Source organism: Blautia sp. AF19-1 (assembly GCF_003479155.1).
GTDB lineage: Bacteria > Bacillota > Clostridia > Lachnospirales > Lachnospiraceae > Fusicatenibacter > Fusicatenibacter saccharivorans.
The window spans coordinates 1-20,559 of the sequence record NZ_QUGQ01000005.1 but is presented as its reverse complement, the minus strand read 5'-3'; the positions used below and the strand labels follow the sequence as shown (position 1 = coordinate 20,559).

The following is a 20,559-nucleotide window of genomic DNA, read 5'->3' as shown; positions in this document are numbered from 1 at the left end:
AGAACTTCTCCCCTTTCTCGTATTACAGCAGAAAATATCCTGCAATGGAGAATGTCCCGACAAGAAGACAGTACAAAGCAAAATATTTCAGTTTCCGTTTTTTCACCACACGCATCAGAATGCGGATCGTAAAGTAACCGGCAAGTGCCGCCATGAAAACGCCGACCAGATATACCGGATGAAAAACAATTTTATTTTTTCCCATGGTCGCAATTTCAACGATCGTTGCCCCGATAATCGCCGGAACACTCACAATCAGAGAGTATTTCACAGCGTACGAACGGGTCATGCCGCCGATCACACACGCAGAAATAGTCGAACCAAGACGGGAAAGACCCGGAATCGTGGAAAAGCCTTGGAAGAATCCGGCAATCAGTGCATCTTTCGGCTTCAAATTTTTCTGCGTTTTTTCTCCCTCCGGAAGCATATCTGCCACCACAAGCAGAATCGCCGTCAGATACAGACCAACGCCAGGTGCCAGCAGATTCGAGGAGGTCAGTGTGACAAGGCTCTGAATCATGCCGCCGATTACAGCAGTCGGGATGGTGGTCAGAATCAGCAGGAAAGCAAGCATACGGTAGTTGCTGCCGAGTACCTTCCGGTACTGCTTTCTCTCCTGATGCTGACTGGAAAAGTGTTCCTTTAAATTATGAAACAGATCGATTATGATTCCGCACAGCGCGAGGAAGAGACGTTTCCATTCCTTCGAAAATGTGAGCAGAATTGCAATCATGGAGCCAAAGTGCAAAAGCACATTGAAAAACACCGTCTGCGTATCTTCGATCTTCATAAAATGACGGAAGATAATCAGATGTGCGGAGCTGCTGATCGGCAGGAATTCCGTGATTCCTTGGATCAGGCCCAGAAATAAAGCTTCTATTACTGTCATTTTTTTATCCTGTTCCCTTATTTTTCTCTTTTGTGAAAGTCCGGACAAAACTTCCGTTCGAATTTTCACAGCGAACTCATTCTAACACAAAATCCCCTGAAACACAAGCCGCGCCGTGAAGTCAATTTTCTGTCCCTGCTGCCTTTTTCATCAGCTCATTCAGCTTTTCGAGCGCGCGGGCAATGCCGCCGACCTCGTCGATCAGACCTTCTTCCACTGCCTGCGGGCCGTCCAGCATTGTTCCGACATCCTTGACCAGCATTTTCGTATCGAGCATCAGCTCCTCGAGCCGTTCCTTGGTGATTTTAGAATGGGCCGATACAAAACCTGTGATCCGATCCTGCGTCTTTTCCATATTACGGTACGTCTGTGCAACACCGATGAACATGCCGTTTGTACGCACCGGATGAATGACCATGGTGGCACTCGGCACGATCAGCGAATAGTCTGCTGCAACGGCGAGCGGGACACCGATCGAATGACCGCCCCCTAAAACGAGCGATACCGCAGGCTTTCGCATGGACGCAATCATCTCTGCAATTGCAAGACCGGCCTCCACATCTCCGCCTACGGTATTCAGGAGAATCAGAAGACCATCAATACTTTTGTCCTCCTCGGCACGGGCAAGAGCAGGGAGAATGTGCTCATAGCGCGTCGCTTTCGTGCGCTCGCCGAGTGATTCATGCCCCTCCACCTCGCCGATGATGGACAGCAGATAAATGTTGGTCTTCAGTTCTACAATATTTTCTTTTTCTGTCTGGTTTTTCTGTGATTCTGCCATACGGATTTCCTCTTTTCTGCTATTCCAAAATAGCTTCATCAGTATGCGCAGATTCTTATGATTCTATGTAATTTCCAGTGAAATTACTCGTCCAGGTTGGTGTATACGTACTGTACGTCGTCGTCGTCATCCAGCAGATCCAGGGTACGGTTCAGGTCTTTTAATGCCTGCGGATCGGTCAGCTCTACGTAGGTCTGTGGGATCATGGTAACGTCTGCCTCTGCCATGGCGATACCGTCTTTCTCCAGAGCCTCACGTACTGCGGAGAAGTCATCCGGATCGGTGATGATTTCGTAGCTGTCCTCTTCGTCTGCGAAGTCTTCTGCGCCTGCATCCAGAGCAAGCATCATCAGATCGTCAGCATCCATTTCGCACTCTTCTTTGTCGATGATGATCTGGCCTTTTTTGTCGAACATGTAGGATACGCATCCCGGTGTTCCAACGCTTCCGTTTCCTTTGGTGAAAGCGCTTCTTACGTTTGCTGCGGTACGGTTCTTGTTGTCGGTCAGAGTCTCTACGATGATCGCGATACCATTCGGGCCATAACCTTCGTAGGTGATACGCTCGTAGTTGTCTGCGTTTGCATCTCCGGCAGCTTTTTTAATACCGCGGTCGATGGTATCGTTCGGCATGTTGTTTGCTTTTGCTTTTGCGATAACGTCACGCAGCTTGCTGTTGTTTGCCGGATCCGGTCCGCCCTCTTTGACAGCGATTACGATCTCACGGCCGATGATGGTAAAGATTTTACCTTTTTTTGCGTCGTTTTTTTCTTTCTTATGCTTAATATTGGCAAATTTTGAATGTCCTGACATACCTCTTTTGTCTCCTTTATTTAAAGTATTGCTTTTCTGTAAAAAGGTTTCCCCGAAAAACGGCAGAAGCCCATATAATATAGAATATAGCACGATCTTTCTCATTCGTCAACCGTGAACCGCGCCAAAAATACCCCTTATGTAGGCAGATCCAGGCTGATTTTCAGTGCTTCGTTCACAAGGGCCAGCTGTTCCGGTGTCAGATGACAGATTTTATCTTTCAGCCTTCTCTTATCGATCGTCCGAAGCTGTTCCAGTAAAATAACAGAATCCCGTACAATCCCATAGGCGGACGCTTCGATCTCAATGTGTGTCGGCAGCTTCGCCTTATTCATCCTCGATGTAATCGCCGCACAGATCACCGTCGGACTGTGCCGGTTGCCGATGTCATTCTGAATGATCAGCACCGGACGGACACCGCCCTGCTCACTTCCCACAACGGGCCGCAGGTCGGCATAATATACATCGCCACGCTTGATTACCACTTGTGCTCACTCTCCGATTCTTTCCGTTTTGCTTTCCCATACGATAACGATCCGGCGTTTTACGCCTTTTAAAATCGTTTCCATGTATTTAATATTGCCTGTTTTTCCGGAGGTATTCACAAATTTCATCCGGCACTTCAAAAAAGTCCGCCCGGAGTCCTTTTGGGAACCCGTGATTCTGATCTGCTTTGCTCAGATTGACTGCAATCCTCTGATAATCTCGGATGCTGTTACATAGGAAGCACTGCTTTTTTCTTCCGCAGCCTCTCCCGCCTTTCCATGCGCATATGCCGCCAGTGCCGCTGTTTTGGCAAGGCTGATTTTTTTCTCATTTTTTTCACACTGACGTTTTGCTGCAAAGGCGCCTGTGATTCCCGCGAGCACATCGCCGCTTCCCGCCGTCGCAAGCGCACTGCTTCCGCTTGTGTTTATGTAATACTGCTCACGCCCTTCCTCTGCTGTCACGGTTACGGAATCCTTTCGTACACAGCAGGCCTGGTATTTTTCGGCTGCCCTTCCGGCGCTTCCTGCCGGCTCACGCTGGCATTCTGCAATGGTCGTGTGCAGCAGCCGTGCAAGCTCTCCTACATGAGGCGTTAAAATTTTTTCTGCCCGGCAGCCCGAAAGAATCTCTGCATCTTCTGCAATCAGGTTCAGCGCATCTGCATCCAGAACAAGAGGAACTTCTGTGTGCTGCACCGTAAAAACGAGCAGTTCTTTTGCCGTCCGGCTTTTGGAAAGCCCCGGTCCCGCAACAACAGCGTCCGCCCAGGCGAGATCCTGCAGCAGGGCTTCTTCCGGAAGCGGCTCATCCTCCTTCCAGAAATCCGCCATTGCTTCCGGCAGGGCACAGAAAAGCGGCGTACGGTTTCTTTCCTCTGTCACAACCTTTACCATGCCGGCACCGGATGCAAGGACTGCCCTGGCACACAAAACAGCGGCTCCGCACATGGCACCGGAACCGGCAAGTACCAGCACCTTTCCGAAGGTTCCCTTATTTCCCATCGGCGTGCGGGTAAGAAACCGGTCCAGATCTTCTTTTTCCACTGAACCGTACCAGGGCGTCTCCTCTTCTCCTGCATCAAAGCCGATTCCGATATCACGGACCAGGACCTCTCCGGCATATCGTTTTCCGGGATCAAAAAGAAGCCCTGGCTTTGCACAGGCAAATGTCACCGTGGCTCTGGCTTTCACCGCCGCATCAAGGACCTCTCCGGTATCCGTGTGGATCCCCGAAGGGATGTCCACGGCAAGAACAGGAACACCGCTTGCGCAGATTGCTTCCACTGCCCTCCGGTACTCCCCTGCCAGCGAACGGGATACGCCAATTCCAAAGATGGCATCTATGATAACAGTATATTCCCGGAAATCCGGATTCTTAACCTCACGGACCCCATAATTTTCCGCAATTTTCTTCTGTGCTCTCATGCCTTCACTGTATTTTTCCGGATTTCCAAGACAGAACAGTTCCGCATCCACCCCTTTCGTCTTTAAAATCCGTGCAATTGCCGCACCGTCCCCTCCATTATTTCCGGGACCGCACACAGCAAGGACTTTTCCTGTATCCCATGTTCCATTTTGAAGCTCCTCCACGCAGGACAGCGCCGCGCGCTCCATCAGTACCAGGGACGGTACCCCCATGGTTTCGATCGTATTGCGGTCTGCCTGCTTCATCTGTGCTGCTGTAAGAATCCGTTTCATCGCTTTTCCTCCTTTTCCTGCCTTATCCGGAAAGTGAACAGAAAAAGTCTCCGGTTTCCCGAAGACTCTCCTGCTTTTGTTTTGGTTTCTTAATTGTTCTTTGGATGCTCCGCCTCATATCTGGTCAGATTGTAGGAGAGACGCATCAGACTTTCGGAAAGATGGACGTTCTCGACGATCACATCTTTCGGAAGTTTTAAGTTTAGATCGGTATGTGCAAAATTCCAGATTGCTTTTACACCGTTGTCCACGAGAATCTCTGCCATCTCTACCGCTTTTGCTTTTGGCAGTGTCAAAGCCGCAATCTCTACATGGTGTTCCTTGATAAATTCCGGAAGCTCGTCCGCCATGCGGATTTCAATTCCGCGCACGGAGATTCCTTTTAATACCGGGTTGACGTCAAAAATACCGACCGTTTTGAATCCGCTTCTTTCAAAGGCCGCATAATTGGCAAGTGCCTGTCCCAGATTTCCGGCTCCGACAAAAATCATATTGTGGACTCTGTCCAGACCTAAGATTTTTCCAATCTCGCTGTACAGATACCGCACGTTATAACCATACCCCTGCTGGCCGAAGCCGCCGAAATTATTTAAATCCTGGCGAATCTGGGAAGCTGTCACTTTCATCCGCTCGCTCAGCTCACCGGAAGAGATCCGTTCTACTCCGTCCTCCAGCAATTCGCCCAGGTAACGATAATATCTAGGAAGTCTTTTGATAACTGCCCGCGAAATTCCTTTTTCTTCCAAGATAAATTCCTCCTTATTTACACCTGCATATATTCATATTATATATGGTTGATAGAAAATTGTCAAAGATTTCTTGAAATTTTGTGTATTACTCTCTATAATAAGGATGGTGTATTATGTCAAAATACAGAAATATGTTATCTGGAGGAACCACATGATTCTTGCATGTCAGAATATCTCGAAAGCATTCGGGACAACGGAAATTATCAAAAATGCATCTTTTCATATAGAAGAACGCGAAAAAGCCGCACTGGTCGGCATCAACGGTGCCGGAAAATCGACGCTGTTAAAAATCATCATCGGCGAAATGAGGGCCGATGAGGGAGAGGTCATCCTCTCCAAAGGAAAGACGATGGGCTATCTCGCCCAGCATCAGGATCTGACCGGACACCTTTCCATTTACCAGGAAGTGCTGACCGCGAAACAGAATCTGATTGATATGGAGGAACGCCTCCGTCAGATGGAAAGTGATATGAATACAAAATCCGGTGCAGAGCTGGATGAACTTCTTTCCACCTACACCCGCCTCTCCCATACCTTTGAACTGGAAAACGGATACGCGTACCGCAGTGAAGTCGTCGGTGTTTTAAAAGGTCTTGGCTTTTCCGAGAGCGATTTTGAAAAACAGGTGGACTCCCTCTCCGGCGGTCAGAAGACCCGCGTGGCACTTGGTAAACTGCTGCTCACCAAACCGGACATCATTCTGCTCGACGAGCCGACCAACCACCTCGATATGGACTCGATCTCCTGGCTCGAAACGTATCTTTTAAATTACAGCGGAGCCGTCCTGATCGTCTCCCATGACCGTTACTTTCTCGACCGCGTTGTCACAAAAGTCGTTGAAGTGGACAATAAAAAAGTAACAACTTTTGAGGGAAACTATACCGCCTACAGTCAAAAAAAAGCAATGCTCCGTGAAGCCGCTTACCATGCCTGGGTCAACCAGCAGCAGGAAATCCACCATCAGGAAGAAGTCATTGCAAAGCTGAAATCTTTCAACCGCGAGAAATCCATCAAACGCGCCGAGAGCCGTGAAAAAATGCTGGACAAAATGGATGTGCTGGAAAAGCCGACCGAAGTACGCTCCGATATGCGGATCCGTCTGGAACCGCGCATCACAAGCGGAAACGATGTGCTGACCGTCGAGCACCTCTCCAAAGCCTTCCCGGGACAGACGCTTTTCCAGGATCTGAATTTCGAAATCAAGCGCGGGGAGCGCGTCGCAATCATCGGAAACAACGGAACGGGAAAAACGACGATCTTAAAGATCTTAAACGAAGTCATCCGCCCGGATGTCGGCTCTTTTACACTTGGAAGCCGTGTACAAATCGGTTACTACGATCAGGAGCATCAGGTGCTCCACATGGAAAAGACCATTTTCCAGGAGATTTCCGACGCGTATCCATATCTGACAAACACCGAAATCCGAAATGTGCTGGCCGCCTTCCTGTTTACAAACGACGATGTCTTCCAACCGATTCATACCTTGAGCGGCGGTGAGCGCGGACGAATTTCCCTTGCCAAGCTGATGCTCTCGAACGCCAACTTCCTGATCCTCGACGAGCCGACCAACCACCTCGATATCGTCTCTAAAGAGATTCTGGAAAATGCACTGAAGGACTACACCGGAACGGTGCTATATGTCTCCCACGATCGTTATTTTATTAACCAGACCGCAACCCGGATTCTGGAGCTGACGGGACAGACACTCGTCAACTATATCGGAAATTACGATTACTATCTGGAGAAAAAAGAAGAGCTGACCCGCATCTATGCTCCTGCTGCCGATGCCGCCGCTCCGGAAGAAGCAGCGGCTCCTTCCGAAGCCTCCTCCACAAAGCTGGACTGGAAAGCGCAGAAAGAAGAACAGGCACGTCTCCGCAAGAAAGAAAACGAGCTGAAAAAGACGGAGAAACGAATTGAAGAGCTTGAGACACGCGATTCGGAAATTGATGAGGAAATGTCGAAACCGGAAGTCGCAACGAATGTGGCAGAGTGTGTGAAATTAAGCAAAGAGAAAGCAGAGATTGCCGCGGAACTCGAAGAGCTGTATGAAAAATGGGAAGAGCTTGCCGAATAGGCCTGGTTTTCCCCGGAAAATTCAAAACAGAAAAAGCCGGTCCGGCGCATCCCTTTTTGCGGGAATGCCGGATCGGCTTTCTTTTTTGCTTCGTTTAATTATTTCTCCAGCTCCTCGCGGATGGCCAGGATGAAATCACGGCTGTTTAATACGGTCGGATTTTCCATGGTGGTGATCAGCGCAAGGTCTTTTGTCATTTTTCCGCTCTCGATCGTTGCGATCGTTGCTTTTTCCAGACGGTCTGCAAATGCGGAAAGTTCTGCGTTTCCATCCATTTCCCCGCGTTTTCTGAGTGCGCCGGTCCATGCAAAAATGGTGGCCACGGAGTTGGTGGATGTCTCCTCACCTTTTAAGTGACGGTAATAGTGGCGCTGTACGGTTCCGTGCGCAGCCTCGTACTCGTAATATCCGTGCGGGGATACGAGAACAGAAGTCATCATCGCAAGGGAACCGAAGGCGGAGGATACCATGTCGCTCATGACATCGCCGTCGTAGTTCTTGCAGGCCCAGATAAAGCCGCCCTCTGCTTTCATGATGCGGGCAACGGCGTCGTCGATCAGAGTGTAGAAGTAGGTAATGCCTGCTTCTGCAAATTTCTCTTTGTACTCTGCATCGAAGATCTCCTGGAAGATATCCTTGAAGCGGTGATCATACTTCTTGGAAATCGTATCCTTGCTTGCAAACCACAGATCCTGTTTCGTGGACAGTGCGTACTCGAAACAGCTTCTCGCAAAGCTTTCTATGGAGTTATCCAGATTGTGCATGCCCTGAATGACACCGGCGCCGGTGAAGTTGTGGATCAGCTCTCTTGTCTCGGTGCCGTCCTCAGCCGTATAAACCAGCTCTGCTTTTCCCGGTCCCGGAATGCGCATTTCTGCATTTTTATAGACATCTCCGTATGCATGACGGGCAATCGTGATCGGTTTTTTCCAGTTGCGCACGCACGGCTCGATGCCTTTTACGACAATCGGGGTACGGAAAACGGTTCCGTCGAGCATGGCACGGATCGTTCCGTTCGGGCTCTTCCACATTTCTTTCAGATTGTACTCGGTCATACGCGCTGCATTCGGCGTAATGGTGGCACATTTGACTGCTACACCGTATTTCTTGGTAGCGTTTGCGGAATCTACGGTTACCTGATCGTTCGTCTCGTTTCTGTGTTCCAGTCCCAGATCGTAATATTCCGTTTTCAGGTCAATAAACGGGAGAAGCAGCTCATCTTTGATCATTTTCCAGAGAATTCTGGTCATCTCATCTCCATCCATCTCTACCAGAGGAGTGGTCATCTGAATTTTTTCCATAGTAGGCCTCCTTTTTCTATTCCCGTTTATTGTATAAAGTATCCTATAGCTTGTCAAGTCAAAATTCGCCTGATTTTTTGGCATTTTCCCATAAATTCACACAATTTTTGCAGGATGAGAGGTGTTTTCCTTCATTTTTCTTTTTTTATGCTGCCGCACAGTGTCTCACAGAAGAGACAGAAAACGGTCTGTTTGAAGCATCCCATGCCCCTGACGGTTGCGCGGAAGGCCAAGGTCTCTCGCCGATTCGCAAAGCAGCATTTTCGCCTGGACATTTGTAAGATCCGGAACCCGTTCAAGTGCCAAAGCCACGGCTCCGGACACCCGCGGTGCCGCCATCGAGGTGCCGCTCTTCACCACATATTCCTTCCTGCTTCTTCCAGGCGCGCAGGAAATGAGACGTTTTCCAGGCGCGACAAGATCCGGTTTGCAGACGCAGTCCCGTGTCGGGCCGCATCCGGAGATTCCTCTTCTTGGCTCCAGCAGATCGCCCGCTCCCACGGTGATCACTTTTCTGCTGCTCCCCGGCGCCGTAATACTGCCCGGAGCGGGCCCCAGATTTCCGGCCGCTGTCACAACAGTGATCCCGTCATCCCAGGCGCGCTCCACCGCCTGTACTAGCAGATCATCCACCGTTTTTTCCTGCTCTGTTGTTCCCACTGAAATATTTAAAATGCGGATATTAAGTCTTATTCGCTCTTTGCACACCCAGTCAATCGCCGCGAGGATATCCTGCTTTCTTCCATTTCCCCTTCGGTCCAGAATCTTCACTACGACAAACCGGCATCCCGGTGCCGCACCCTGGTATTTTCCGCCGGACGCTCTTCCACTTCCGCCAAGGATACCACAGACATGCGTTCCGTGTCCATTGTCATCGTAAGGCGTCTCCCGCCCGTACACAAGATCCCGGAAGGCTACAATCCGGCCGTCAAAATCCATATGGGGAAAAATCCCTGTATCCAGCACGGCGGCTGTAATTCCTTTTCCTGTCAGATTTTCCTGCTCTTTCATCCATAAGCCCCTGTGTATTCTTATCTTATGGTATGCAAAAAAGGCTGCCTTTCGCAAAGAACAGCCTTTTTGTTTTTCTTTTCTATACTTAAAACTGAATCTGCTTTTCCCCTTTCCGTTTCCAGAGAGCTGCTGCAAGCGGGATGCCGCAGAGCTCAGCCAGGACAAAGGCGCCCCATATCAGATTCAGGTTTCCAAATCCTTTGAGAAGAAATGCAAACACCAGCGGCAGAATCGCCTGGCGTGTCATGGATATGTACATACTTTCTTTTCCAAGGGAAAGTCCCTGCAACGCCGCCTGATAGATCAGGCCTGGAATCGAAAGCAGATAGGCCACTGCCAGAATGCGGAGCGCCGGAACTCCGATGCGCATCAGATTGTCCGAGGCATCAAAAAGTTTCAGTACAACGCCAGGACAGAATTCCAGCACGGCAAAAAAGATAAGAAACAGTCCGCCGCCGTAAAGAATGCCGTACCGGATCGACTGACGGATTCTTTCTTTTTGCTTTGCGCCGTAATTGTACGCTACAATCGGAATCAGACCGTTTGTGATACCGTGAACACCGACGGTTGTAATATTCTGAATCTTTGTGCACACACCAAAAGCAGCAACTGCCGTCGAAGAAAAGGTAATAATAATCGCATTCATCGCCATATTGACAACCGAGGTCAGGATCTGTACCAGCGTGGACGGAAAACCGACTTTTATAATCTCACGCACACTCACCCAGTCCGGTTTCAGTGTAAAAGCAAACGGAATTTCCGGGTTCCACTTTTTATTGATTACCATTCCGGCAAGGCAGCCCATAAACTGACCGATGACGGTTGCAAGCGCAGCTCCGGCCGTCTCCATCCGCGGAAGGCCGAACCAGCCGAAAATAAAGATCGGATCGAGAATCAGATTTGTCAGCGATGCGGCGGAAAGTGTAAAAATAAAAAGGTGCGCTTTTCCGCTTGCCATAACAAACCGGTCAAAGACCCACTGTCCCATCTGGCCGAGAGACGCGATCATACAGATACTTAAGTATTGGATGCCATACGCTGCGATGGCTTCATTGCCGCCGGACTGACTTTCAAAATAGATCCGGGCAAATGCGATACATAAAATACTGTTTAAAATCCACGAGCAGAATGCAAGAAAAAGCGCGGCGCTCGCTGCATCTTTTACCTTTTTCTGATTCTTTTCTCCAAGTGCCCGGGAAATGACGGCGTTCAGGCCGACCGCATTTCCAAGACCGAGCGATGATACAATGAGCTGCATCGGAGCCGCCAGGGAAATTGCCGTCAGTGCATCCTCAGAAACCCGCGCAACGAACACGGAATCCACGAAGTTGTAAAGCGAATTAATCAGAAGTGACAGCATCAGCGGCAGCGCCATGGAAATCACCAGACGGCTGACCGGGATCGTTCCCATTTTGTTTTCTTCCATAAAAACCCTCTCCTGTTCTTTTGTTTTTGCTGTTTCCAGTGTAGCGTGAATTTCCGGAAAGATCAAATACTTATCTTCGATACAGCAAAATAGTTTTTAGCTATACTTTATAATTTTTTCACCTGCAGAAACTGCCACCGGCAGCTCTCTTCGAATGCAGCGCAGCGAAAAAGGGGAATCTAACCCTTTTTATCGTATGTATCGCAACAAAAACAGGAAGATATCTGCCGAAACGATTTCGGTAAATATCTTCCTGTACTTTTTTCAAAAGCTTTTCAAAACTATTACTTCTGCTGCTCCATTCGCTTCAATTCCGGCAGAACCAGAATCAGCATGGTGATAAAGCAGAGACTTCCGCCGATTACGTTTGATACCGGTTCGGCAAGGAAGACACCGTCCGTTCCCATGTGGAGTACGTACGGCATCAGATAGGTGAGCGGTACAACAATGAATACTTTTCGGAGCAGAGAGAAAAAGATCGCCTGTTTCTTTTTATTCAGAGATTTGAATACGGTCTGTCCAATGTACTGCAGATCCATGAAAATGAATGCTGCAAAGTACTGCTTCAGAGCCGGAACCGCATCTGCTGTCAGTACCGCATCCGAACTGAAAATACCGATCAGCGCATGCGGCGCCAGAACAATCACGCTCCACATCACTGCGGTATAGCCGAGGATCATCGCACTCATGACACACATCGCCTTGCGCACGCGGGCCGGACGGCGTGCACCGTAATTATAGCTCAAAATCGGAGAAGTTCCCTCATTCATTGCATAGATCGGTGTCTCGACGAGCTGACGCACGCTCGATACAATCGTCATAACAGAGATGTAAATATCACCGCCGGTCACAGAGAGTACGTTGTTGCAGCAGATCGTGACAAGGCTGTTGGTCAGCTGCATGATAAATCCCGCGGTACCGAGGCTGACAATATTTTTCGCATAGCCTGCACACTCAGAAATTTCATCTTTCCGCACAAAGCGCACTTTCAGTTCCGATTTTCGGGTCAGGAAATACAGAACGAACACGGCGGAAAGTGTCTGGGAAATCACAGTTGCAATCGCAGCCCCCTGCACACCAAAGCCAAATACAAAGATAAACAGCGGGTCAAGCAGCAGGTTTGCGACCGCTCCGATCGTGACGGAAAGCATGCCAACGGTCGAGTAGCCCTGCGCGTTGATGAACGGGTTCATGCCGGTTGCCACCATCGACGGCAAAGTTCCGATCAGATAAATCATCATATAAGGATACGCGTATACCATCGCATCTGCCGATGCACCGAACAGCGACAGCAGTGGACGGGCAAACAAAAAGCCGATCACCATCAGTATGACAGCACAGACACATACCATGGAATACGACGTATTCATAATACGTTCCGCCTTTTTTTGATCATTCTTTCCACGCTCAATCGAAAACAGCGGAGCGCCGCCGCTTCCAAACAAGTTGCTGAATGCTGTGATGATAACGATCAGCGGAAAACACAGACCGACTGCACCGAGTGCCGCCGTTCCTACCTCCGGGATCCGCGCGATGTAGACGCGGTCTACAATATTGTACAGCAGACTCAAAATCTGAGCAACCAGCATCGGGAGCGCTGCCCCGAGGATGTTTCCGGTTACGGTTCCATGTTCGAAATCAATTCGTTTCATTTGTTCCCTCATTCCCTTCTTTTTCACTTGCTTTTCAGTATAGCATGGCGTATTCTATATGTAAATTATTGTTTTTATATTGAAATTAAATAATTTTTATATATTTTTTTCAGGAGGATTTTTATGGAACTTCGACAACTCGAATACTTCCGCGCCATCGTGGATGCGGGAACCATCAGCGGGGCGGCACGGGTGCTGCATATGACACAGCCGCCGTTAAGTTATCAGATCAAAATGCTGGAGGAAGAGCTTCAGGTTCCTCTTCTCATCCGCGGCACGAAGAAAATCACTCTGACCGAGGCAGGAAAAACACTGTATGAACAGGCAGGAACGCTTCTGATGTTTGCGGATCTCACCAGGCGCGAAGTCGTAAAATCCAGTCAGTCTGCGACACTCCACATCGGCATGACGCCATCCACCGTTTCACTGCTCGCCGACTATCTCCTGCGATTTTCCTGGAAATACCCGCACATCCATTTCGATGTCCACGAAGGTTCTACCTTTGCTTTAAAAGACCAGCTCGAAAATCACATGGTGGATCTCACCACGCTCCGCACGCCAATCGTTTTAAATGGCTGCGAGACGAAGACCCTTTTAAAAGAGAGCATCACCGCCATGGCACTCCCTTCTCACCCGCTTTTTGCCGGGCGTGAAACCCTTTCGCTTACAGAACTTGCCGAGCAGCCGCTGATTCTGTCGAACCGCTACCGGAAATACATGCTCTCCGCTTTCGAGCAGGCAGGTCTGTTCTGCGATATCTATCTCACCTGCGAGGACGCCCGCACGGCAATGACAATGGCAGAAAAAGGCCTTGGCATCGCTCTTCTGCCGGCCTCCATGCTGAATCTTTCCCATAAATTAAAGGCCTGCACCATCACAGATGCAGACCTTACAACCGAAATCCTGCTTGCCTGGCGCAAGGGGCGCCTTCCGTCTGAACTTCGGGCTTTTCTGGAATTGTGGGATGAAAATGACTCCCTCAATAATCAAATTCATGTTCCCCAACCGTAATCGTCTGCGTCAGTTTTTCATTCTGATACGGTTTACGGATCTCAATTAGATTCAGAACGGTGTAACCACGCTTTCTCAAAAATTCAATCATCCTGTGGTTATTGGGATGGACATAGTTGTAAACCGTATCGTTTCCATAAGAAGCTGCAATTTCTTCTGCCTTGCCATGCAGTGCGGCAGCGACTCCCTGCCGGCGGTACTCTTCTCTGACAAAGATGGATTCCACCCACACCACCTCGCTCTCAATACGACAGACAACATAACCTGCGTATTCGCCATGCACCGTAGCGGCAAACACTGGAAATCCTGCTAAAAGGTATTCCTTCATTTCTTCCCGTCCGTCTTCCACGTTCGGTTTTGATGCAATTCCTTTATAGGAACGCAGTTCTACTCGAAACAGCGCAACCATTTCTGCAAGGGCATCGTTTACCTGCCTGATTTCTACCAGTTCTATTTTTTTCATGGTTTCTCTCTCCTGCCACTGTCGTTCTTTTTCCTATTTGCAATTCGTCTCGCTGCTCATATCCGTGATCGAAGTATATCAGGCTTCTTTTCTCTTGCGAAACAAATATTCATCCAATTGTTTCCGAATCGTTTCCGGTATTTCTCTTGCCACCGGGCAGACCGCTGCGTTTGCGAATCTTCCGGTAAATACTGTCAGGAAATCAATATCTTTTTGCAGCTGCTCCATCGACATCACATCTTTGACATCGTAGCGGCAGTGAATCGGGGCGACATTTCCGTTGGCAATACGCGCAAACGAAACAGCCGGAACCCCATGATCGGCAAATGGTGTGGAATCACTGGAATAGACGCCGTTTTCTGCCGCAATTGGAAATCCAACTTCTGCAGCCATATAGCTGATGTAATGGGTAAGCTTTTCTTCTGCCGATACACAGGCGATAAATTTTCCCATATACGTTCCGATCATGTCCAGATTGATGTTCAGTACTGTTTGTCTCAGTTCTTTTTCATGATCTCTGACATACGCTTTTGATCCTAAAAGTCCTCTTTCTTCGCTTCCGCAGAATACAAACCGAAGACCATAATTCAGCTCTTTCCCTTTCATCTGCTCCATGATTCCAAGAAGCCCTGCGCATCCGCTCATGTTGTCATATGCACCATGCGAAAGCGATGTCGTATCATAATGCGCGCTTAAAACGATCCATTCTTCTCTTTTTCCCGGCAATTCTGCAATCACATTATGGGATTCTCCATCGTATTCCTTCTGCCGGATTTCCAGACGGATCTGTTTTACTTTATTTTTCACAAGTTCTACTGCCTGTGCGGAGTGAATCATAGCGCAGAGCACTTTCTTTTCCTCTCCGACAACGGCTTCCCGAAGATCTCTCTGATCAATGTCTGTATGTGGGTAATAGCTGTTTCCATATTGGAACAGAATCGCTTTCGCGCCTGCTTTCATCAAATCCTGGTACGCAAAAAATCCGATTCCCTGCGTATCCATCAGCACAATTTTATCTTTTGCACCGGCAACGGAAACCGGATCGGTTCCCGGCATATAGTAGAGTTCGCCTTCCACGCTTCCGCTTCCGCAGCATGTGAGCGCTTTGCATGGAATTCCCATCCCGTCTGCATACAAATGTGCCTCTTCGATTTCGCCCATTGCAACGCGGAAACTTTCCAGTTCTGCCGGGACTCCTAATGTCTCGCACTGCTCCTTTAAATAATTTGCAACCTGCAATTCTTCTTTTGTGCCGCTTGCATGCACAAAATCTGTCTGGTCAAAAATAGATTGTAATTTCATTATATTTACCTTCCCTTTCTTCCTTTAGTCAAGCGGATATTCGCAATCCGCTTTCGCTACTTGCTCATAACCAAAATCGAAATCCCATTTGTAAGCGCAAGCCAGATTTTCATGATTTACGCTTTTCCATGTTGCGCCCAAATATCAGAGAGACTCCATCAACCCTTTGATTCCCCGTTCTTTATAGATATCTTTATAGTATTGGACCTCATCTTTAATCAATTCATCGATCACCTGCATGCCAAGCAGTTCCACCGGCGCCTGGTCATCTGTGAGGATATAATTTCCTTTTTGATATTCTGTAAGATTTGAAGCAACTTCCTGCATCATATTTTTCAGATTTGCATTTGTAAGTTCGCCTGTATGCTTCGTCAGATTCTTTCCGATGTCCGGATCGTCCGACGCAAAGAGTTCCCGGTTGGATGATCCCGCCACATCGACGATAACCTCGGTAGTAAAGACACTTCCAATCGTATCTGAAAGGTACTGATTGATGTTTCCCTCTTTCGTTCCTCGCATATTCATATTTACCACCATGACGCCATCGTCCTTCAGATGCGATTTCACCAGCGCAAAGAACTCTTTCGAGGACATCTGGAATGGAATTGTGATGTCCTGATATGCATCAACCATAATCACATCATATGCTTTCTGCGAGGCGTTTAAAAACGCTCTTCCATCGTAAGTAGTCACCGGAACATCCTCTGAGAGTGAGAAATATTTCCGAGAGAGATCCGTGATCTTCTCATCAATTTCTACGCCTTCGATATTCATGTCCCCAAAATATTTCCTGCACTGTGTGGCGTAGGTTCCCGTACCCATGCCAAGGATCAGCACATCCATCTGATCTGTCGGCTTGTCTTTGAGCATAAGCGGCGCCGCCATCGCATAATCATAGTACATTCCGGTCAGTTCATCCTGCTTCATATAGACAGACTGTACGCCAAACAGAACATTGGTAGACAATGCTACTCTCTCATCATTTTCGTACACCTGAAGATAGTTGTATACAGACTCTCCCTCATATGTCAGGTTGTTTTCCCAGAATGCGAAGGAATCGGAATAACCTGTTCCACAGCAGAACGCGAAAATAAGTACCGATGCAATCACTTTCTTTTTCCCTGCTTTTTCCATCACAAAATACACGATGGATAACGCAAGTAAAATTCCCGCAAAGATCAGAAAAGTGATCGATGTTCCAACCGCAGGGATCGTAACAAACGTCGGCACAAAGGTACCAATAATGCTGCCGATCGTATTGAATGCTCCCAGTGTTCCCACCGTTTTTCCGTTATCATCCAGATTGCTCACCGAATATTTGACCAGCGACGGAGTTACCGTACCCAGTAAAAATAACGGGAACACAAAAATTACCATACAGGCCACAAACGCAGCCAGGATCAGAAAATTGTTATTTACGGAAAAAATCAGAACCGCAGAAATGCCAACAATGATATATTTTCCGACCACGGGAATTAACGCAATCCATAAAGCAGCTACGATGATACGTCCATAGAGCTTGTCCGGATTGGGCGACTTGTCCGCCGTTCTGCCTCCATAGATATTTCCCAGTGCCATAGCAATCATGATGGTTCCGATGATGATCGTCCATACAATCTGTGAAGAACTAAAATACGGGGCAAGCAGCCTGCTCGCACCAAGTTCTACCGCCATCACAGACATTCCGGAAAAAAATTCTGTCAGATACAAAAATAACTTGTTTTTTAAGATGCCACGATTTTTTCTTTCCATGTCGACTCCTTTTTTATTTTATCTTTTTGCTGCCATCATGCCGGCAAAAGAGTGAAACATACCGCAAAATGGAACGCACAGAATGCGGAAATGATTTTTCAAACGCGCTCTACTATCATACTATAGACTTCTTTGGAATTTTGCAATATATTTTTCCATGACTCTTAATGTCCAAACAGCCATCCCATAATTTTTTCATCCCGACAGAACAGATAACCGCCTCCGTGCTGATAAGTCACTTTCGTTCCTGCAAAGTAATTTTTCTCTTTTATATCCAGTACCAGCAAATTGTCTATTTCGGATTTTGCTAAACCCTGCTCTGCATACAGCTCATATAAAATCTGATACGCTTCTTTAAACGGTTCTGATCCATAATATTCATCACTTTCGCCAATCACAAAATAGACCGGTGTTTTTGCCTCTGTCACCGGTTCATATACTCCATCCCATTTGGAGCTGCACATGAGCGCTGCAGTAAACAGTTCCGGCTTTTTTCCCAGGATCAGCGCCAGCGTTTCTCCTCCGCCGGAATAGCCGTTACTATATACTTTTCCGGATTGATCTTATAATTCTCAAGAAGATACTACGTCAGCTCGATTGCCTGATCCGCGGATGTCTCACCCCAGTCATTTAACTGCGGTGCTACGATAATTATCTCCGAATTGTATTTTTGTGCCTCAAAACCAAAATCCTCTGTCCTGATATTTTCCCCCACACCTTGAAAGTACAGTCCCTGATAGCCGGGCAGTGTTACATATAATGCATATTCTTTTGTTCCGTCATAAGAATCCGGAATATATACATTATAATGAATATCCCCCTCCTGCTCCGAATGCAGGACACAATCCAGGATAAATCCCCGGTATTTCTCACTTCCTATGGTAACATTTTCCACTTTTTCCGGTTCTGCTGCCCCTTCTGATGCTGCTGTTCTTTCTGTTTCTTCCAGCTCTGTCATTTCTTCTGTATCCTTTGAATCCTCTATCTGTTCAGATCCCGCTGCCGGAACATCCATATTCCTTTTTCCAGCGCTTTTAAAAAACTGTCTGGATAGCAGAAGCGATATAGCAAAAATAGCAAAGCAAACCGTAATCAGCATTATTTTTCTTTTTGTCATAATGTGAATTCCTCCTTTTTTTACTATTTTTAATCATAGCAAAACGAGACCTCCATAAGAAGTCTCGTTTTTTTTCAGTCATAACCTTTCCGTTTATTCTTCTGGTCAAAGCTCTACCACTTTCGTTGCCAGCTTTTTGGCAAACCTTGCATCATGCTCCACGATCAGCATCGTTGGCTGGAACTGCGCAATCAGTTTCTCAATCTGCATCCGTGAAAATACATCAATATAATTCAGCGGTTCATCCCACAGATAGAGATACGCAGGTGTTAAAAGGCTGGCAGCAATCAATACTTTTTTCTTCTGTCCCTCGGAAAATTCCTCCATGTTTTTTACAAACTGTTCTCTGTCCAGATCCAGGCTGCGCAACATGGAAAGGAGCATTGGCTCATCAATTTCCTGCTTTTTGGCAAATTCTTTCAGTGTTCCGGACAGATGCGAGGTATCCTGGTTGATATAGGAAATGACGAGATTTGAGGCAATCGAACAGGTACCCGTTGCCATTATATTTTCGCCGGAAAGATTTTCGCATCCGGACATCGTAATTTTCCGCTTTTCGATTCCGCCATTGGAAGAATTTTGCAGGTTCTGCGTCAGAATATACTTGATCAGGCTGGATTTTCCACAGCCATTTTTTCCTTTCAGAAAAACACGGTCTCCTTGTTTCAGTTCAAAATTCAATCCGGTGATCACATGTTCTTTTCCATCCCGATATTTTAAGGAAAAATCCCTGCATTCGATCAGCCGTTCTTTGTAATGGGAAAGCGGCATAATCTTTAAATCTTTTACCGTTTCGATATCTTTTAACAGCCCTTCCTTTTTCTCGATCTCCCGGTCCATTCTCTCCTCGTACGCTTTGACGCGCGACTGCATTTTCTTCGTCTTTGCTCCGATATACGATCGTGTCGATATCGATCTGTCATGTTCTTTGGCTGGATCATATCCAATCTTGGTATTTTCATTTTTTTCTGCCCAGCGCGAAGAACAGTCGGCGGCTGCCTTTAGTTTTCCAATTTCTTTTACACGTTTTTCATGTTCCATTCTGGCAAAATGATCTGCTTTTTCCTTGTTTTCCCACCAGCTGGAAAAATTGCCGCTCTGTACTTCGATCGAGGCCCGGTTTAAAACCAGCACATGATCGATGCAGGCATCCAGCAGATCCCTGTCGTGGGATACCAGAATAAATCCTTTTTTTGACGCCAGATATTTTTTGATAATCTCTCTGGCGTCCTGATCCAAATGGTTGGTGGGTTCATCGATCAGCAGAAAATCATTTTCACCGGAAAAAAGGACTGCAAGCATAACCCTGGTCCGCTCCCCAAAGCTTAACGTACCAAATGGTCTGTACAAAAGTTCTGCGTCCATATCCAGTTTTTCCAATTCACAAAGAACTCTCCAGCTCTCTACTCCCGCTTTCCAGTCTTCCATCAGCTCCGCTGCTGTCCGTTCCAGATCTTTTTGTTTCACCGGATACGGAAAATAATCGAAGACAACCGAGCGGGTGATCGCTCCCTGGTATTCGTATTTTCCCAGGAGTAACTGAAGAAACGTTGTCTTTCCCTTTCCGTTTCTTCCCACAAAACCAAGCTTCCAGCTGGTGTCGATTGAAAACGATACATTTTCAAAGATTGTATCATAACTTCCTTCATACCCAAAAGTTAGATTACTGACATTGATCTGTGCCATAAAAACTCCCTTCTGCCTGTTTTTCTTTTTCTCACGTATAAAAAATTCTGCCTAGAGTATTTAAAAAGCGAGCCCGCTTTGCGTACGCAAAACAGACCCGCATCCTAAACAGACACAGCGTGCATGGCACTGGTGTCGGAACATAACGAATCGTCTGAGTATCTAATTTAAGCGTACACAAAATAACCTGTTTCAAACAGGTCCTATCAAAATACAATTGTGTTTTCCAGCTTAAATTATTTCAGATACATTCCCTCACCTTTACACGTTCATGTTCTTTCTTTTTTTCTAGTTAGCAACCACCAGTTCAACTGGTGGTTTATTATTAGCCCTCCAAAGGG

At 47.4% G+C, this 20,559-nt stretch carries 20 protein-coding genes; 3 read left to right on the top strand and 17 right to left on the bottom strand.

Annotated features, from left to right (window positions below; all coding sequences use genetic code 11):
- Nucleotides 1–22: 22 nt before the first annotated feature.
- The 7 genes from DWX26_RS04270 to DWX26_RS04245 form a co-directional block, all read right to left on the bottom strand.
- Complete coding sequence (locus DWX26_RS04270) at nucleotides 23–889, bottom strand: undecaprenyl-diphosphate phosphatase (RefSeq protein ID WP_022462569.1); 867 nt, start codon at nucleotides 887–889, stop codon at nucleotides 23–25.
- Between the two features lie 121 nt (nucleotides 890–1,010).
- Nucleotides 1,011–1,670 (bottom strand): ClpP family protease, encoded by a 660-nt coding sequence (locus DWX26_RS04265; RefSeq protein WP_022462570.1) that lies wholly within the window; start codon nucleotides 1,668–1,670, stop codon nucleotides 1,011–1,013.
- Nucleotides 1,671–1,753: 83 nt separating this feature from the next.
- A complete protein-coding gene (locus DWX26_RS04260; protein ID WP_022462571.1) occupies nucleotides 1,754–2,482 on the bottom strand; it encodes a YebC/PmpR family DNA-binding transcriptional regulator in 729 nt (242 codons plus the stop codon).
- 137 nt (nucleotides 2,483–2,619) lie between these two features.
- Nucleotides 2,620–2,967, bottom strand: coding sequence for a type II toxin-antitoxin system PemK/MazF family toxin (locus DWX26_RS04255; protein WP_022462572.1), 348 nt, complete (start codon nucleotides 2,965–2,967; stop codon nucleotides 2,620–2,622).
- A 6-nt stretch (nucleotides 2,968–2,973) separates the two neighbouring features.
- Complete coding sequence (locus tag DWX26_RS17355) at nucleotides 2,974–3,096, bottom strand: hypothetical protein (protein WP_256372849.1); 123 nt, start codon at nucleotides 3,094–3,096, stop codon at nucleotides 2,974–2,976.
- Between the two features lie 63 nt (nucleotides 3,097–3,159).
- Complete coding sequence (locus tag DWX26_RS04250) at nucleotides 3,160–4,668, bottom strand: bifunctional ADP-dependent NAD(P)H-hydrate dehydratase/NAD(P)H-hydrate epimerase (RefSeq protein ID WP_055227887.1); 1,509 nt, start codon at nucleotides 4,666–4,668, stop codon at nucleotides 3,160–3,162.
- 89 nt (nucleotides 4,669–4,757) lie between these two features.
- Nucleotides 4,758–5,414: a redox-sensing transcriptional repressor Rex gene (locus tag DWX26_RS04245; protein WP_022462574.1), complete on the bottom strand. Its 657-nt coding sequence runs from the start codon at nucleotides 5,412–5,414 to the stop codon at nucleotides 4,758–4,760.
- A 154-nt stretch (nucleotides 5,415–5,568) separates the two neighbouring features.
- Here DWX26_RS04245 and abc-f point away from each other — a divergent pair, with 154 nt between their 5' ends.
- The gene (gene abc-f, locus DWX26_RS04240; RefSeq protein ID WP_055227886.1) at nucleotides 5,569–7,494 is read left to right on the top strand and encodes a ribosomal protection-like ABC-F family protein; all 1,926 of its coding nucleotides are present in this window, start codon (nucleotides 5,569–5,571) and stop codon (nucleotides 7,492–7,494) included.
- A gap of 98 nt (nucleotides 7,495–7,592) precedes the next feature.
- On the opposite strand, the gene DWX26_RS04235 is transcribed toward abc-f, so the two are convergent.
- The 4 genes from DWX26_RS04235 to DWX26_RS04220 form a co-directional block, all read right to left on the bottom strand.
- The gene (locus DWX26_RS04235; protein WP_055217983.1) at nucleotides 7,593–8,795 is read right to left on the bottom strand and encodes an NADP-dependent isocitrate dehydrogenase; all 1,203 of its coding nucleotides are present in this window, start codon (nucleotides 8,793–8,795) and stop codon (nucleotides 7,593–7,595) included.
- 165 nt (nucleotides 8,796–8,960) lie between these two features.
- Entirely contained in the window at nucleotides 8,961–9,806 is an 846-nt protein-coding gene (locus tag DWX26_RS04230; protein WP_055227885.1) for a S8 family peptidase, read from the bottom strand.
- Between the two features lie 88 nt (nucleotides 9,807–9,894).
- Nucleotides 9,895–11,235 (bottom strand): MATE family efflux transporter, encoded by a 1,341-nt coding sequence (locus DWX26_RS04225; protein ID WP_070103223.1) that lies wholly within the window; start codon nucleotides 11,233–11,235, stop codon nucleotides 9,895–9,897.
- Between the two features lie 284 nt (nucleotides 11,236–11,519).
- A complete protein-coding gene (locus tag DWX26_RS04220; RefSeq protein WP_055227883.1) occupies nucleotides 11,520–12,887 on the bottom strand; it encodes an MATE family efflux transporter in 1,368 nt (455 codons plus the stop codon).
- Nucleotides 12,888–13,010: 123 nt separating this feature from the next.
- Here DWX26_RS04220 and DWX26_RS04215 point away from each other — a divergent pair, with 123 nt between their 5' ends.
- Nucleotides 13,011–13,898: a LysR family transcriptional regulator gene (locus DWX26_RS04215; protein ID WP_055227882.1), complete on the top strand. Its 888-nt coding sequence runs from the start codon at nucleotides 13,011–13,013 to the stop codon at nucleotides 13,896–13,898.
- Here the strand turns inward: DWX26_RS04215 and DWX26_RS04210 are convergent.
- From DWX26_RS04210 to DWX26_RS04200, 3 genes are all read right to left on the bottom strand, one after another.
- Nucleotides 13,867–14,361 carry a GNAT family N-acetyltransferase gene (locus DWX26_RS04210; RefSeq protein WP_055227881.1) on the bottom strand — a complete coding sequence of 165 codons (495 nt, stop codon included), beginning with the start codon at nucleotides 14,359–14,361 and terminating at the stop codon, nucleotides 13,867–13,869. The two genes, DWX26_RS04215 and DWX26_RS04210, sit on opposite strands and share 32 nt — an antisense overlap.
- Nucleotides 14,362–14,439: 78 nt before the next feature.
- On the bottom strand, nucleotides 14,440–15,663 hold the full coding sequence (locus tag DWX26_RS04205) for a M28 family metallopeptidase (RefSeq protein WP_055227880.1): 1,224 nt from the start codon (nucleotides 15,661–15,663) through the stop codon (nucleotides 14,440–14,442).
- Between the two features lie 144 nt (nucleotides 15,664–15,807).
- Nucleotides 15,808–17,415: a spermidine synthase gene (locus tag DWX26_RS04200; RefSeq protein ID WP_055227879.1), complete on the bottom strand. Its 1,608-nt coding sequence runs from the start codon at nucleotides 17,413–17,415 to the stop codon at nucleotides 15,808–15,810.
- A 51-nt stretch (nucleotides 17,416–17,466) separates the two neighbouring features.
- On the opposite strand from DWX26_RS04200, the gene DWX26_RS17835 reads away from it, so the two are divergent.
- Nucleotides 17,467–17,541: a DUF6783 domain-containing protein gene (locus tag DWX26_RS17835; protein ID WP_373141018.1), complete on the top strand. Its 75-nt coding sequence runs from the start codon at nucleotides 17,467–17,469 to the stop codon at nucleotides 17,539–17,541.
- 38 nt (nucleotides 17,542–17,579) lie between these two features.
- Here DWX26_RS17835 and DWX26_RS17060 read toward each other — a convergent pair whose 3' ends face one another.
- From DWX26_RS17060 to DWX26_RS04190, 3 genes are all read right to left on the bottom strand, one after another.
- A complete protein-coding gene (locus DWX26_RS17060) occupies nucleotides 17,580–17,843 on the bottom strand; it encodes a hypothetical protein (protein ID WP_227093461.1) in 264 nt (87 codons plus the stop codon).
- A gap of 155 nt (nucleotides 17,844–17,998) precedes the next feature.
- The gene (locus DWX26_RS17055; RefSeq protein ID WP_227093459.1) at nucleotides 17,999–18,532 is read right to left on the bottom strand and encodes a hypothetical protein; all 534 of its coding nucleotides are present in this window, start codon (nucleotides 18,530–18,532) and stop codon (nucleotides 17,999–18,001) included.
- 105 nt (nucleotides 18,533–18,637) lie between these two features.
- Nucleotides 18,638–20,218: an ATP-binding cassette domain-containing protein gene (locus tag DWX26_RS04190; protein ID WP_055267832.1), complete on the bottom strand. Its 1,581-nt coding sequence runs from the start codon at nucleotides 20,216–20,218 to the stop codon at nucleotides 18,638–18,640.
- Nucleotides 20,219–20,559: the final 341 nt, after the last annotated feature.